This window comes from Stenotrophomonas sp. YJH_SMC_79 (genome assembly GCF_059367995.1).
The window spans coordinates 532,509-547,231 of sequence record NZ_JCAFRK010000002.1; the positions used below are offsets into that span (position 1 = coordinate 532,509).

Genomic DNA, 14,723 nt, shown 5'->3' on the forward strand with positions numbered 1-14,723 from the left:
GTGCGGATTGAACTGCAGTTCAATCGGCGGGCGTATCGCGAAGCGGGGCCATCAGGCGCAGCGGGCCCAGGTCGTAGCCCATGGCTTCTGCTTTTTCTTTCAACTGTTCGAACCGGGTGCGATCCATTTCCGGCAGGCGCGAGAGAATCCACAGGTATTTCCGGTCCGGTTCACCAACCAGCGCCCACTGGTAGTCCGGGTCCAGCGCCAGCACCCAGTAGTCGGCCCAGACCAGTGGCACCCAGCTGAGCCAGTCCGGCACGAAGCGCACCTGCAGCTGGCCGGGATGGCCGGCCACCGGGCGTGCCACGCCTTCAGCAACCACGCGTTCGCCATCGCCGTTGCGGCAGGCGTTGGTGACACTGATGCGGCCATCGCGGCGCAGCCCGTAGTTGGCGGTGATCTCGCCGACGCACTGCCTCTGGAATGACACCGGCAGGTGCGCGATCTCGTGCCACTGGCCTGCGTAGCGATCGATGTCCAGCGTATCGACCGCGCGTACCGGCTCGGCGGCGATCACCGGGGCGGTGGCCAGCAGCAGCCAGGTGAGCAGGGTGGGGCGCAGTTGCATCGGCAGGCTCCGGCAGGAATCTGCAGCGTAGGTGCCGCGCCGGGTGCCGGTGTAAATGTTTCGTCAACCAGAAGGCGGTGGCCTGGCATGGATCGACGCCATGCCTGGATAGCGGATGGCGCCAGCGCCAGGTAGATCCACGCCATGCGTGGATGGCAGGCCGCAGACAAAAAAAAGACCTGCATTTCTGCAGGTCTCTGAAACTGGTGGCCGAAGACGGAATCGAACCGCCGACACGGGGATTTTCAATCCCCTGCTCTACCAACTGAGCTACTCGGCCAAATTGTGTGGCGACCGCATTGAACGCGGTATCCGGAAAAAAAAGACCCGCATTTCTGCAGGCCTTCGAAAGTGGTGGCCGAAGACGGAATCGAACCGCCGACACGGGGATTTTCAATCCCCTGCTCTACCAACTGAGCTACTCGGCCACATGTTTCGTAGCAGCGAGGTCGCTGCCAAGGAGGCGTATATTACGGAGGTCGGCAGTCTTCGGCAAGCGTTTTGCCAAGAATTCTTCACATTGCCGTCTGCGCACCTGCAAGTTCTTGATCCGCCGTCGCTGTGCAGGGTGGGAAGGGCCAGGAATCGATCCGGGCGCCCGGCGCGATCCTGATCATCCCCTGTGGCGGAAATCAGCGGGCCGCGGTGATCGGCAATGGCGCAACGGCAAGGCTTGTGCCGGTGCCGTGCCGGGGCGGGCGATGGAACGCTGTTTTCGTGGCCGTTGCCGGCGATCGTTGCGGCGTAGTGTCGGCATTCCTTTCCTGATGCTGGCAACAGCAGAGCCGGTCACCATGTCCGATTCCCTCGTTACCTCCCGTATCGTGCTGGCCTCGCGTCCACAGGGCGCACCAAGCGCGGCCAACTTCCGACTGGAGCAGGCTGCACTGCCGGAGCTTGCAATCGGCGACGTGCTGCTGCGCAACCGCTATCTGTCGTTGGACCCGTACATGCGTGGTCGCATGGACGAGGGCCCCTCGTATGCCGCGCCGGTGGCCATCGATGCGGTGATGGAAGGCCAGACCGTGGCCGAGGTGCTGCAGTCGAAGGCTGATGGCGTGTCGGTGGGCGACCTGGTACTGGCGCCAGGCGGATGGCAGACCCATGCGGTACTGCCGGGCAAGGCGCTGGGGCGTCGCCTCGATCCGGCCGGGCTGCCTCTGAGCACGGCACTGGGCGTGTATGGCATGCCCGGATTCACTGCGTATTCCAGCCTGCATGAAATCGCCCGTTTGAAGCCGGGCGAGACGCTGGTGGTGGCCGCCGCGACCGGACCGGTGGGCGCGACCGTGGCCCAGCTGGCCAAGCTGCAGGGCGCGCGCGTGGTCGCCATCGCTGGTGGCGAAGCCAAGCGCGCCTATCTGCAGACGCTGGGGGTGGACGTGGCGCTGGATCATCGCGCCGCTGATTTTGCGGACCAGCTGCGCGCGGCAGTGCCTGCGGGCATCGACGTGTACTTCGAGAATGTCGGTGGCCATGTGCTGGATGCAGTGCTGCCGCTGCTCAACGACTTCGCCCGCATTCCGGTGTGCGGCACCATCGCCACCTACAACGAGCGGGGCGTCGAGCAGCCCGGCCCGGACCGGTTGCCCGCGCTGTTCAGCCAGATCCTGCGCCAGCGCCTGACCGTGCGCGGTTTCATCGTGCACGACTTCAACCATCTATGGCCGGACTTCGAACGCGAGATGCCGCAGTGGTTGCGCGAAGGTCGCATCCAGTACCGCGAGGATGTGGTGGAAGGGCTGGAGAATGCGCCGGAGGCGTTCTTTGGGCTGTTGCAGGGGCGCAACTTCGGCAAGTTGGTGGTGAAGCTGGATTGAGGGCTTGGCGGTGTGCCGACCAAGGTCGGCACCTACCGGAAGCTGAGCGTGCCGATCAAGGTCGGCACCCACTTCAGGCAGTCGAGGCCTTTTCCCGGCGCAGCAGTTCGCGCTTGCGCGCTACGCCCCACGCATAGCCGGACAGGTCGCCGTCGCGGCGTACGACCCGGTGGCAGGGCACTGCCACCGCCAGCGGGTTGCTGGCGCATGCGCGGGCAACCGCACGGCTCGAGCGCGGGGCGCCGATGCGCGCGGCGACATCCGCATACGACGCGGTCTGCCCGCGCGGAATCTGCTGCAGTGCCTGCCACACCCGTTGCTGGAACGCGGTGCCGCGGATATCCAGCGGCAGCGTGGCGCCTCGCGAAGGATCCTCGACCAGGCCTACCACCTGTGCCACCAGTTGCTCATAGCCCTGGTCGGCACCGACCAGTTCGGCCTGGCGGAAGCGTTGCTGCAATGACTGCAGCAGCGTCTCCGGATCGTCGCCGAGCAGGATCGCGACCACCCCGGTGGCACTGCTGGCCACCAGCACGCTGCCCAGTGAACTTTCGGCAAGCGCGAAGTGGATGACTTCGCCGCGACCACCTGCACGCCATTGCTTGGGAGTCATGCCCAGCAACTTCGGTGCGTTCTCGTAGAAACGTCCACTGGAACCGAAGCCGGCATCGTGGAAGGCGTCGGTGATGCGTTCCTGTTGTTCCAGCCCGGTGCGCAGGCGGTCGGCGCGCAGCGCGGCAGCGTACTGCTTCGGGGTCAACCCGGTGGCTTGCTTGAACAGGCGATGCAGGCGCGTGGGGCTGCAGCCGGCGATGTCGGCCAGTTCCTGCAGCGAGGGTTCGTCGAGGCTCGCCTGAAGGTGGCGGCAGACCCGTTCGACGCGGGCATCGAGGGCGGTGGTGGCGGTACTGTCCATGGCCGGATTCTGGCACGTGCCGGTTCTGCGGAAACTCCGTTTCCTGCACCGACGGGCCAGGCCCGGAAACGGAGTGTTGGCAGGGGAGAGGCGCGGCATCGTGGTGGCTACTTCACAACCGATACCACGACCATGCGCCTGAACAACAAGATCGCCCTCATCACCGGTGCCAGCGCCGGCATCGGCCGCGCCAGCGCGCTGCGTTTCGCTGCCGAAGGGGCAAAGCTGGTGCTCAACGCACGGCGGCCGGAGCCGCTGCAGGCGCTGGCCGAGCAGATTCGTGCCGCCGGCGGCGAGGTGGTGGTGCATGCCGCCGATGTGGCTGATCCGGGCACGGCACAGGCGCTGGTCGATCTGGCCCAGCAGTCATTCGGCGGCCTGGACATCGCCCTCAACAATGCCGGCATGCTCGGCCCGGGCGTGCCGGCGGCGGAGTTCCCGGTGGACGCCTGGCGCGAGGTGATGGCGACCAATCTGGATGCGGCCTTCCATGCCGCACGTGCGCAGTTGCCGGCACTGCTGGCGCGCGGCGGCGGCTCGCTGGTGTTCGTCGGCACTTTCGTCGGCCACACGGTGGGCTTCCCCGGCATGGCGGCCTATGCGTCGAGCAAGGCCGGGCTGATCGGCCTGAGCCAGGTGATCGCCGCCGAATACGGCGCGCGCGGCGTACGCAGCAACGTGCTGTTGCCCGGTGGCACCGATACCGAGATGGGCCGGCAGGCTGCACCCACCGGCGATGCCCGCGACTTCGTGCGCTCGCTGCACGCACTGAAGCGCATGGCCGAGCCGGAGGAGATCGCCAACGCGGCGCTGTTCCTGGCCAGCGATGAAAGCAGTTTCGTTACCGGTACCGCGATGCGCGTGGAGGGGGGAGTGTCGATCACCCGTACCTGAGCGGGGTCAGGGGCGTGGCGCGTAGCGGATACCGCTGCTGGCCATGAAGCCTTTCGGATCGAAACGGGCCCAGGCTTCGCCCCAGTCGAACCGGGCGTGGCCGCCGGCCAGTTTGCGACCCAGCGCCGCACCCAGGGTGCGACGCATGAAGGCGACTTCGGCATCGATCGCGGCCTGGGTCGGTCAGCCGTCTTCCAACGTCGCACCAGGCAGACTGACACCCATTGTCACCATGTCGAGCTGTTGCCCGTGGAAGCACAGGCTGATGCCAGCGGGTGCGCCGCCCAGGCTGAGCCGGTGCAGGCTGAGCCAGACGTAGCCGGTGCCGACGTCGCGCTCGCCATGCATCAGCGTGGCCAAGGCGACACGCGCCTCATCCCGTGACAGGGCGGGGCCGATCAGTGTTGGCAGGTTGCCGAGCCGGATGCTGCCGTCGGTCGCATCGAGGAGCATCGGCAACGCGTGGGCTGGGTGCTGGGCAGAAGAGGGCATGGCATACCGGTGGGCGTGGTGCCTCGGATTCTGGCTGCGCGGATGCCGCGGCGGCAAGCCAGTGCCTGCACATGACGTTGGCGCAGGGCTGACCTGCGGCTTACCCGGCAACCTCTAGCGTGGTGGGCAACGTGGGCCCGCCGCCGGCGTGGGAGATTTCGATGAACGAGCGAGGCAAGGATCAGGACCCGAAGCAGGGTATCCAGGAAAGCCGCCAGGACAGGAAGCAGGACGATGTGGCCAAGCAGCGGCCGGGGCAGCACGATCAACAGGTGCGTGATGCGCACTCGCGCAGCCCCCGGCGCAAGGATGGCGGCCAGGAGCCCGGCTGAGCCGCGGGCGCTAAAAGAAAAAACCCGCAGATCACGGAGATCTACGGGTTCTTCTGAATAGTGGTGGAGCCAAGGAGGATCGAACTCCTGACCTCGTCATTGCGAACGACGCGCTCTCCCAGCTGAGCTATGGCCCCACGGCAGGCTTTCAGTGTAGCGCTGCCTGCCGGGCTTGCCAAGCGCCGGGCCGGGACGGCGGCAGGCGTGGGTCTGCCGCCGCCCCCAGCCGGTTCAGGCCAGGGCCCGGCGCAGCAGATCGCCCGCGCGCTGTACCGCTACGCCGGTGGAATCAGCCACTCCCTGCAGATGGATGCAGGCGTGGATCATTCCGGGCAACCGCTCGAGCGTGCAGTCGATACCTGCCGCCTGCAGCCGCCGCGCATACTGCTCGGCCTCGTCACGCAGCGGGTCGTGCTCACAGCTGAGCACGGAGGCCGGCGCCAGTCCCCGCAGGTCGGTTGCGTGGGCGGGCGAGGCCAGTGCCAGCGGCGGGTGCAGGTCACCAAGATAGGCCTGCCAGCAGCGCCGCATCAGTTCGGCGCTGAGGTAGTAGCCACTGGCGTACTCGCGATAGGAGTCGCTGCTCATGCCGGCGTCCAGTGCCGGGTACAGCAGCAACTGGTGGCACGGTTGCGGCAGGCCCCGTTCGCGCAGCAGCAGGCAGCAGGCGGCTGCGAGGTTGCCACCCGCGCTGTCGCCACCGATCGCCAGCCGCTGTGGGTCCAGCCCGAGGCGCCTGGCGTTGTCCTGCAACCAGTGCCAGGCGTCGGCGACGTCATGCAGTGGAACCGGGAACCGGTGTTCCGGCGCCAGCCGGTAGCCCACGGCGGCGATCACGCTGCCGCTGGCACTGGCCAGGGCGCGGCAGGGACCGTCGTAGACCGCCAGCGAACACTGGAACCAGCCGCCGCCATGGGCGAACAACAACGCCGGCGCCGGTCCATCGGGCAGCCCTTCCGGTGTGTAAAGGCGGACGTCCAACGCATGCCCGTCGCGTGCGATCACCGTGTGTTCGATCACATGTGCAACCGGCTGCGGCGCCCCCTGCAGCTGTGGCAGCGCGCTCTCGCTGATCGCCCGCAGTTCGCGCAGGTCCTCCGGCAGCGGATGGGCCGCGACGGCGTCGACGAACTGCTGCAGCGCCGGTTCAAGCTGCATGGTGTGCCTCCTGCAGGAACGGCAGCAGCTGTGCAAGAAATGCCTGCGGCGATTCTTCCATGATGAAGTGGCCGCAGCCCGGCACGATGCTGCCGCGCACGTTGTCGGCATGCGGTTGCAGGGTCAGCATCGGCGCATCGCCGGTGGCGTGTTCGGCGCCGATCGCCAGCACCGGCATCGGCAGGCGACGCCGCGCGCGCAGCTTGTTCTGGCGGATCGTTTCCGGAATCGCGCGGTACCAGGCGAAGCCGGCGCGCAGCGCCCCGGGGCGACTATAGGCAGCAATGTAGGTGTCGGCAGCCACGGCATCGCGGCGATACGACCAGCGATCGAACATGAATTCCAGGTAGGCGCGCTCGCGCCCGCTGATCAGTGCTTCGGGCAGGTCGGCCACCTGGTTGAACATGAAGTGCCAGAGGAAGATGTTGTCGGCCGGTGCAGCGAAGATGCCCGGCTCCGGCGCCAGGCCGGGAATCACCGCTTCGGTGACCGCCAGCTGGCGCACGGCCTGCGGCTGATCGCTGGCCAGTGCATAGGCAATCCACATGCCGATGTCATGCCCGACCACCTGGTAGCTGTCGTGGCCCAGTGCCTGCATGGTCTGGTGCAGGACGGCGGCGGCACTGCCGGTGTCGTAGCCGTGGGCGGGGCGGTCGGATTCGCCGATGCCCGGCGGATCAACCGCGATGGCTTCGAAACCGGCCTCGGCCAGGGCGTGCAGCACATGGCGCCAGGCATACCAGGTCTGCGGCCAGCCGGGAATCAGCAACACCGGTTCGCCCTGGCCGGCGGCGACGCAATGCACGCGTTGGCCATCGATGCGCAGGTAGTGGTGGCGCAGAGCGTCGTCGCCGGCAGCGCCAGCGGGAAGGGAAGTCGTCATGGGGGAGTGCTCCGTTGGGGGCTCAGGCAATGCCGAGCATCTGCTGCATCTGCGCGGTGCTGATCGGTGCACCGGCGAAGTCGTCGAAAATCTTGTCGGTGACCGGAATGATGTGGTCGCGGATGAACGCGGCGCCCTCGCGCGCGCCAGCTTCCTGGTCCTTCAGGCAGCACTCCCATTCCAGCGTTGCCCAGCCCGCGTAGTCGTACTGGGCCAGCTTGGAGAAGATCGACTTGAAGTCGACCTGGCCATCGCCCAGCGAGCGGAAGCGGCCCGCACGTTCGGTCCAGTCGGCATAGCCGCCATAGATGCCCTGGCGCCCGCTCGGACGGAATTCGGCGTCCTTGACATGGAACATGCGGATCAGCGGGTGGTAGATGTCCAGGTACTCCAGGTAGTCCAGCTGCTGCAGCACGAAGTGGCTGGGATCGAACAGGATGCGGCAGCGCTGGTGCTGGCCGACGCGCTCGAAGAAGCGCTCGAAGCTGGTGCCGTCATGCAGGTCTTCGCTGGGATGGATCTCGTAGCAGAGGTTGATGCCGTTGTCCTCGCAGGTATCGAGGATCGGCTGCCAGCGTCGTGCCAGTTCGTCGAACGCGGCGTCGATCAGGCCCGGTGGGCGCTGCGGGAACGGGAACAGGTAGGGCCAGGCGAACGAGCCGGAGAAAGTGCCCATGTCCTGCAGGCCGAGACGGCGTGACGCGCGGGCGGCCAGGTGCAGCTGCTGCTGCGCCCATTCGCTGCGGGCCTTCGGATTGCCGCGCAGTGCTTCGGGTGCGAAACCATCGCAGAGTTCGTCGTAGGCGGGATGCACGGCGACCAGCTGGCCGAGGATGTGGGTGGTCAGCTCACTGACCTGCAGGCCGTGCTCGGCCAGGGTGCCGCGGAGGTCGTCGCAGTAGTCCTGGCTGTCGGCAGCGGTGGCCAGGTCGAACAGGCGTGCATCCCAGGCCGGGATCTGCAGGGCCTTGAAGCCGTGGCCGGCGGCCCACGCGGCAATGCCGGCAAGTGAGTTGAATGGGGCCTGGTCGCCGGCGAACTGCGCCAGGTGCAGGCTGGGGCCCTTGAGGGTCTGCATGTGTTGCTCCAATTGTTTGTCGAGTGACAAAGAATAGGCACGGCCCTCGCGGTGGTCAACACCCGCGTTACACTGCGCGCCTCACTGGAGCAGGCAGGCAGATGGCAGGGCGACCGCGCGAATTCGACAGGGACCAGGCGTTGCGCAAGGCGATGCTGCTGTTCTGGCAGCACGGCTATGAAGGCACGTCGATGTCGGCACTGGCCGAAGCACTGGGCATTGCCTCTGCACGCATCTACGCCGCGTTCGGCAGCAAGGAGCAGTTGTTCCGCGAAGCCGTTGCGCTGTACGAGGAAGGCGAGGGCGGCTTCGCGCCGCGCGCGCTGGAGCAGGCCACGCTGCGTGAGGCGATCGGCTCCATGCTGCGCGAAGCGGTGCTGACCTACACCCGGCGCGGGCGGCCGCATGGTTGCCTGGTGGTGTCCTCGGCCAGCAGCGTCTCGCCCGATGGCGAGGGCGTGCGGGACTGGTTGGCCAGCCATCGTCGCCAGCGTACGGCGGCGATCATCGCGCGCCTGCAGCAGGCGCAGTCCGAAGGGGAGCTGGTCGGCGATGTGGCGGTGCAGGCACTGGGCGATCACTTCGCCACGGTGCTGCACGGCATTTCGGTGCAGGCGCGTGACGGCATCAGCCGCGAGCGGCTGCTGGCGATGGTCGATGTGGCGTTGGGCCCGCTGCCCTGAGTCAAGCCTTCAGGGCGTGCGGAATGCCCGGTGACTGTGCCGAAACCGCTTGTTTCGCCGGGTTTGGGTGCCGCGCAACGAAATCGTAACAATTTGGGGGATAATGGCCGCTTGCGCAGTTTTCCTCCTTTTTGCCGCCCGGCTCGCGCAGGCCGCACGGACGCCTCCTCAGAGCATTGCATGCCCTCCCATACCGATTCCCGCCGCCTGTCGGGTCTGTCGTCTTCCCTTGTTTCCTTCCGCCGCCACCCGCTGGCACTGGCCTGTGCCGGCCTGGCCCTGGTTGGCAGCTTCGGTGCCGCCGCGCAGGAAAGCGCGCCGACCCCGACCGGGCTGGACACGATCACCGTGACCGCCGAACACCGCGAGCAGAACCTGCAGGAAGTGCCGGTCTCGGTCGGCGTGGTGCAGGGCGAGCGCATGCGCGACTTCACCGCAGGCGGCGACGACACCCTGCTGGCGCTGTCCGGCCGCGTGCCGAGCCTGTATGCGGAAACCACCACCGGCCGCATCTTCCCGCGCTTCTACATCCGCGGCCTGGGCAACATCGACTTCTACCTGGGTGCCTCGCAGCCGGTGTCGATCATCCAGGACGACGTAGTGCTGGAGCACGTGGTGCTGAAGTCCAACCCGGTCTATGACGTCGACCAGGTGGAAGTGCTGCGCGGCCCGCAGGGTTCGCTGTTCGGCCGCAACACCACCGCCGGCATCGTCAAGTTCGACACCCTGAAGCCGACCCAGGACTACACCGGCCGCGTCAGCGCCAGCTATGCGACCTACAACAGCGTGTCGATCGACGGCGGCTTCGGCGGCCCGATCAACGACATCGCCTCGTTCCGCGTGTCGGCCCTGTACCAGCACCGCGACGACTATGTCGACAACACCTACAAGGGCCCGAGTGCCGATGGCACGGTCAGCCCGAAGAAGAACGCCATGGGCGGCTTCGATGACCGCAACGTGCGCGCGCAGCTGCTGCTGACCCCGAGCGACCAGTTCTCGATCCTGGCCTCGGCCCACGCCCGCGATTATGAAGGCACCTCGACCCTGTTCCTGCGCGGTGCGCTGACCAAGGGCTCGAACAAGACCGACGTGCCGCGCGACAAGGTCGCCTACGACGAAGCCGACAACAACCCGCAGGCGTACAAGACCTACGGCGGCTCGGTGAAGGCACGCTACGACTTCGGTGCGATCGACTTCACCTCGATCACCGCCTACGAGACCACCTCCGGCTACAGCCGTGGCGACACCGACGGCGGTGCTGCGGTGAACTTCCCGGTGAACGGCGTGCCGAACGGATATGGCCAGTCGATGGGCCGCATCCGTGATCTGGACCAGTGGACCCAGGAATTCCGCCTGGCCAGCCATGATGACAGCGCCCTGCAGTGGCAGGCTGGTGCGTTCTACTTCAACGGCAGCGACACCACCGACTTCTACCAGCGCGCGTGGTTCCTGCAGGGCGCGGCACGTAACCCGAACAACTGGGTGCGCCTGCGCAACAAGAACACTTCGTGGGCCGGTTTCGGCCAGATCAGCTACGCATTCACCGACAAGTTCACCGTCACCGCTGGCCTGCGCCAGACCAAGGACGAGAAGCACACGCGCCTGCTGAAGACCGCTGATACCGCTGCCGGCGTGGTTACCTACAAGGGCCGCACCGACGTCAAGATGTCCGACACCACCCCGAGCTGGGATCTGAGCGCGATGTATCAGATCACGCCGGACGTGAGCGTCTACGCCAAGGTCGCACGTGGCTTCCGCGGCCCGACCATCCAGGGCCGTTCGGCGGTGTTCAATGCCGATTTCACCACCGCCGATTCCGAGACGATCCTGTCCTGGGAAGCGGGCGTGAAGAGCAGCCTGTGGGACAACCGCCTGCGCCTGAACGCCACCGCGTTCACCTACACCGTCAACGACATCCAGCTCAACGGCAACGATTCGGACGGCAATGGCGTGCTGTTCAACGCCGACAAGGCCAAGGCCTACGGTTTCGAAGCGGACATGGAACTGCGCCCGATCCCGAACCTGACCCTGAGCGCTGGCCTGAGCCTGCTGCACAGCGAGATCAAGGACAAGCGCGTGTACGCGCAGGTCTGCGGCCTCAACGGCCAGGTGGTCTGCACGGTGAATGATCCGACCATCAAGGTCGGCGCCAACACCTTCGCGCAGATCGACGGCAACCCGCTGCCGAATGCGCCGAAGTACAACGTGAACCTGGCCGCCCGTTACGACTTCCCGGTCAGCGACGCTGGCACCATGTTCGTCTCCACCGACTGGAACAAGCAGGGCTACACCAGCTTCGTGCTGTACGACAGCAAGGAGTTCAACTCCAAGGGTGACTTCGAGGGTGGCCTGAAGATCGGCTACTCGGGCAACTACGGTGCCTACGAAGTGGCGCTGTTCGCGCGCAACATCACCAACGAGAAGAACCTGAAGGGCGTGATCGAGAACTACATGGCCGCGGTCTACAACGAACCGCGCACCGTGGGTGTCTCGCTGAACATGAACTGGTAAGGCGCTGGCGCGGTGACGGGTTCTCCCGTCATCGCACCGCTGGAATGCAAAGGGCGGCCCGGAGTTCCGGGCCGCCCTTTTCGTTGTTTCAGACTGCGGTAAGGTCGCTGTCCTGGCTGCGCTGGCCGAAGGTCAGGGCCCAGGTGGCGCTGTCCACCTGCTGGCGGTCCTGCGCCTGCTGCTTGCGCGCGCGGCTGGCGCCGAACCAGCGGCCTTCGCCGTTGATCAGCGGCGCCATGCGCACCACATCCACGTACTCCGTGTCGATCTCGCTGGCGCGCTGCAGCCAGGTCAGGGCAAGGAAGGCGTTGGCCGGCACGCCGTTGCCGAAGTGGTACACGTCGGCCAGGTAGCCGGCCGCCCACAGCTTGTCATCGTCCTCACCGCGCCACCACAGCGGAATCAAGGCGCGTTCGACCGCTTCGCGCTTGTGCGCGTCGTTCTGGCCATCGAAGGCCAGGCAGGCCAGGTTGCGGCAGGCCGGGCCCCACACGCGTTCACCGGCGTCGGCTTCGCGCAGGCAGCGCAGGTACAGTTCGCGCGCACGCGCTTCGTTGTCAGCGCCACCGGCGGCAACCAGGCGCACGCCAAGGTTGTAGGTGGCGATCAGGTCGCCGCCTTCGACGGCACGCTCCTGCCAGTACAGGGCTTTCTGGGCATCAACGAAGTCCGGCTGGTCGCGGCCGCCCAGCCGGCCCTTGTACAGGTCGCACAGCGCGGCCATCGCACCGGCGTCTCCGTCGTCGGCCATGCGCTGCAACAACGACAGTCCCGCGTCCTGCGAGACATCGCAGAACAGGTTGGACGCAAAGGTAACCGTGGAGGTCTTCTGTTGCGCCGCCAGTTCCAGGGCGCGCTGCAGCAGGGGCCGGGCACGTGCCGGATCGGCTGCCTGGCCCAGCATCCCATGCTCGATGGCGGTGGCCGCCCAGAGCAGGCCGAGCGCCGAATCGCCTTCGCGCGCGGCGTAATCCACGACCTGCGCGAACAGCGCTTCGGCGCCGTCAACATGGGCGAACCAGGTGCAGGCCTCCAGACTGCTGAAACCACCGTGCAGGACCATGTCACGATCCAGTGCCCACGCGTGCTGCAGGTCCTCAAGCGCGGCCTGCATGCATCCGGTGTCCCATTGCACCTGGTCTTCGATCTCCTCGATGCGCCCGAGATGAAAGCGGAGTGCGGCACGCTGGGTCAGGACTTCAGCACGCACGTAGCCCTCCAGGTGCCAGTCCAGGATCTGTTCATACGCGCGCTCGTGCACGGCCACCGCTTCGGCATCGCCGCGACGCGGCAGCTCGCCCATCCAGTCCTGTTCCTTGCACCAGCGCAACGCATTGCGCTGTGCCAGCTCCAGGCCGCGGCACCAGCTGCCTTCGATGAAATCCTCCATCGCCTCGTGGCTGCCGCCCCAACGCGGGTACAGGTAGTAGAGGGTGTCTTCCAGCGTGCCCAGGTCGTCCGGACGCTGTTCCAGCACCAGGCGCATCCAGTACGCGAGGGGGGCATCGAAATCGTCCTCGCTGCGATCGCGCAACAGCGGCGGCAGGCATTCCGGCAGGTGCTGCAGGGGCGAACCGAAGCGCGACAGCAACTGCAACGCCTGCGGCCACGCCTGCGGATAGTGCTCGGCCAGGGCGGCTTCATCGGACTCCGGCGGTTGCCCCGCCTGGAGCGCGCGCAGCCAGTTTGGTTCGCGCAGGTAGCTGGTGATGCGCTTGATGCCATCCAGCGCCAGCGCCGGGCGCTGCGACAGCGCAATTGCCTGCAGATAGGCATGCACGGCGTGGTCGCGCGCCTGCTGTGCGGCCAGCCACTGGCTGTCTTCCACCAGTGCGGCCACGTCGGCGCTGCGCAGGGCCCCAGCGGCCGATTCCCAGCAGGCACCCAGGCGCAGGTGTGCGTAGTAGCTGTGCGGAGCGGCGGCAACCCACCGTTGCGCCTGCTGCAGGCGTTCATCCAGGGGCAGCGCCGCGTCCTGCAGGTTGCGCAGGCGCCAGCGGATGCCGGGCAGCGGCCGGGCGCCGTTCAGCCAGGCCTGTTCGTGTGGGGCAAGCAGCGCCTCAAGTGCTGCATGGTCGTGTTCCTGCAGTGCGCTGCGCGCCTGCACGCGCCAGGCCAGGTCGTCCATGGAAAGGCCGTCTTTCGCAAGTCCATTTGTCATCTGATGCAATCCAACAGTAGCGGGGACGCTATTGGACAGGTCCACGCGCACGCCGGCAAGCGTGGCAGATGCTCATGTTTGCGGTACCGGCGCCGGGTTGCCCGGCGCCGGTTGATCTCAGTGCGCGGGCAACAGTGCCTGCAGCCGCGACTCCAGTTCCTGCTGGCGCCAGCCGGCCAGTGCGGCCGGCCATTGGCGACGTTCCAGATAGCTTTCCAGATGCTTGCGCGAGGCGAGGATGCCATCCGGCAGCCCCAGCTCACGGCTGCGCTCGGCCACCGCATCCTGCAGCTTCTTCAGGGCCTGCTTGTTGCTGTCGTTGGCCGGCAGTGCCAGCGGCGCGTCGGCTTCATCGGCCAGCGGCGTCTCCAGTGCCTGCCACACGGCGCCGGCCAGCTTGCGCGGTGCCTTCGGGAACTGCTCGAACAGCTTGCCCAGCGCCGCCGCGTCGGCCGGAGGCGTGCGCGCGAGGGTGGCGGCCAGCTCGTTGTCCAGGATCCAGCTACGCGGGCGGTCGCTGCTGCGTGCCTGCACATCGCGCCAGCGCAGCAGGCGCAGCAGGCGGCGCTGTGCAGCGGCATCAAGGAACTGTGCCGAGCGCATCGCCAGGTGCGGCCAGCGGTCTTCATCATTGGCGACGCTGGCCAGCAGCCGCTCACCATCGTCGTGCAGCCACTGCTGGCGGCCCAGCGCCTGCAGCCTGGCATCGATGGCGTCGTGCAGTGCGAACAGATGCTCGACGTCGTCGGCGGCGTACTGCAGTTGCGACTCGGACAGCGGGCGGCGCATCCAGTCCGAACGGGTCTCGCCCTTGGCCAGCGCCACCCCGGTGATCTCCGCGACCAGCTTCTGGTAGCCCATGCCGCCGCCGATGCCGGCCAGCGATGCCCCGATCTGGGTGTCGAACAGCGGCCGCGGCAATACGCCGCAGGCCCACTTGAAGGCAACCAGGTCTTCGCTGGCGCTGTGCATTACCTTGGTGATCGATTCATCGGCCAGCCAGGGCGCAAGCGCTTCGGTCATGCCGGGAATCAGCGGGTCGATCAGCAGGATGTCCTGCCCAACGGCCATCTGCACCAGCGCCAGCTGCGGCCAGAACGTGCGTTCACGGATGAATTCGGTGTCCAGGCCGATGCGGGTCGGTCGCTGCTGGAAGTACGCATCCAGCTCGGCGGGGGTGGTGATCCAGGTTGCCACGGGTCAGGGCCTACTACTCGGGTTTGC

12 protein-coding genes, 3 tRNA genes and 1 pseudogene are annotated in these 14,723 nt (G+C 66.9%); 5 read left to right on the plus strand and 11 right to left on the minus strand.

Annotated elements, in window-relative coordinates; genetic code table 11:
- Window positions 1-19 precede the first annotated feature (19 nt).
- The 3 genes from AC5P57_RS09240 to AC5P57_RS09250 form a co-directional block, all read right to left on the minus strand.
- The gene (locus tag AC5P57_RS09240; RefSeq protein WP_099551908.1) at window positions 20-571 is read right to left on the minus strand and encodes a lipocalin family protein; all 552 of its coding nucleotides are present in this window, start codon (window positions 569-571) and stop codon (window positions 20-22) included.
- Between the two features lie 204 nt (window positions 572-775).
- Window positions 776-851 (minus strand) — tRNA-Phe (locus tag AC5P57_RS09245).
- A 72-nt stretch (window positions 852-923) separates the two neighbouring features.
- A tRNA-Phe gene (locus AC5P57_RS09250) sits at window positions 924-999 on the minus strand.
- A 366-nt stretch (window positions 1,000-1,365) separates the two neighbouring features.
- Between AC5P57_RS09250 and curA the strand changes: the two genes are divergently transcribed.
- Window positions 1,366-2,391 carry an NADPH-dependent curcumin/dihydrocurcumin reductase gene (gene curA, locus AC5P57_RS09255; RefSeq protein WP_262234797.1) on the plus strand — a complete coding sequence of 342 codons (1,026 nt, stop codon included), beginning with the start codon at window positions 1,366-1,368 and terminating at the stop codon, window positions 2,389-2,391.
- A 73-nt stretch (window positions 2,392-2,464) separates the two neighbouring features.
- On the opposite strand, the gene AC5P57_RS09260 is transcribed toward curA, so the two are convergent.
- Window positions 2,465-3,307 (minus strand): bifunctional transcriptional activator/DNA repair enzyme AdaA, encoded by an 843-nt coding sequence (locus AC5P57_RS09260; RefSeq protein WP_088429438.1) that lies wholly within the window; start codon window positions 3,305-3,307, stop codon window positions 2,465-2,467.
- 132 nt (window positions 3,308-3,439) lie between these two features.
- On the opposite strand from AC5P57_RS09260, the gene AC5P57_RS09265 reads away from it, so the two are divergent.
- Window positions 3,440-4,201, plus strand: coding sequence for an SDR family oxidoreductase (locus AC5P57_RS09265; protein WP_099551905.1), 762 nt, complete (start codon window positions 3,440-3,442; stop codon window positions 4,199-4,201).
- Between the two features lie 6 nt (window positions 4,202-4,207).
- Here AC5P57_RS09265 and AC5P57_RS09270 read toward each other — a convergent pair.
- Window positions 4,208-4,693, minus strand: a pseudogene (locus AC5P57_RS09270) (hypothetical protein).
- 161 nt (window positions 4,694-4,854) lie between these two features.
- On the opposite strand from AC5P57_RS09270, the gene AC5P57_RS09275 reads away from it, so the two are divergent.
- On the plus strand, window positions 4,855-5,025 hold the full coding sequence (locus AC5P57_RS09275; RefSeq protein ID WP_262234800.1) for a hypothetical protein: 171 nt from the start codon (window positions 4,855-4,857) through the stop codon (window positions 5,023-5,025).
- A 61-nt stretch (window positions 5,026-5,086) separates the two neighbouring features.
- Here the strand turns inward: AC5P57_RS09275 and AC5P57_RS09280 are convergent.
- The 4 genes from AC5P57_RS09280 to AC5P57_RS09295 all read right to left on the minus strand — a co-directional run bounded on the left by AC5P57_RS09280 (window position 5,087) and on the right by AC5P57_RS09295 (window position 8,144).
- Window positions 5,087-5,162: transfer RNA gene (locus AC5P57_RS09280), tRNA-Ala, on the minus strand.
- 94 nt (window positions 5,163-5,256) lie between these two features.
- Window positions 5,257-6,183, minus strand: a complete 927-nt coding sequence (locus AC5P57_RS09285; RefSeq protein ID WP_262234801.1) for an alpha/beta hydrolase — start codon at window positions 6,181-6,183, stop codon at window positions 5,257-5,259.
- Window positions 6,173-7,066 carry an alpha/beta fold hydrolase gene (locus AC5P57_RS09290; protein WP_262234802.1) on the minus strand — a complete coding sequence of 298 codons (894 nt, stop codon included), beginning with the start codon at window positions 7,064-7,066 and terminating at the stop codon, window positions 6,173-6,175. Before AC5P57_RS09290 ends, AC5P57_RS09285 begins: the two co-directional genes overlap by 11 nt.
- A 22-nt stretch (window positions 7,067-7,088) precedes the next feature.
- A complete protein-coding gene (locus AC5P57_RS09295; protein WP_262234803.1) occupies window positions 7,089-8,144 on the minus strand; it encodes a sugar phosphate isomerase/epimerase family protein in 1,056 nt (351 codons plus the stop codon).
- A 101-nt stretch (window positions 8,145-8,245) separates the two neighbouring features.
- Between AC5P57_RS09295 and AC5P57_RS09300 the strand changes: the two genes are divergently transcribed.
- Window positions 8,246-8,827, plus strand: a complete 582-nt coding sequence (locus AC5P57_RS09300; RefSeq protein WP_262234804.1) for a TetR/AcrR family transcriptional regulator — start codon at window positions 8,246-8,248, stop codon at window positions 8,825-8,827.
- 180 nt (window positions 8,828-9,007) lie between these two features.
- Window positions 9,008-11,338 (plus strand): TonB-dependent receptor, encoded by a 2,331-nt coding sequence (locus tag AC5P57_RS09305; protein ID WP_262234805.1) that lies wholly within the window; start codon window positions 9,008-9,010, stop codon window positions 11,336-11,338.
- Between the two features lie 88 nt (window positions 11,339-11,426).
- On the opposite strand, the gene AC5P57_RS09310 is transcribed toward AC5P57_RS09305, so the two are convergent.
- Window positions 11,427-13,466, minus strand: coding sequence for a DUF4034 domain-containing protein (locus tag AC5P57_RS09310; protein WP_239503784.1), 2,040 nt, complete (start codon window positions 13,464-13,466; stop codon window positions 11,427-11,429).
- 150 nt (window positions 13,467-13,616) lie between these two features.
- Window positions 13,617-14,696 (minus strand): ribonuclease D, encoded by a 1,080-nt coding sequence (gene rnd / locus AC5P57_RS09315; RefSeq protein ID WP_099551896.1) that lies wholly within the window; start codon window positions 14,694-14,696, stop codon window positions 13,617-13,619.
- Between the last annotated feature and the right edge of the window lie 27 nt (window positions 14,697-14,723).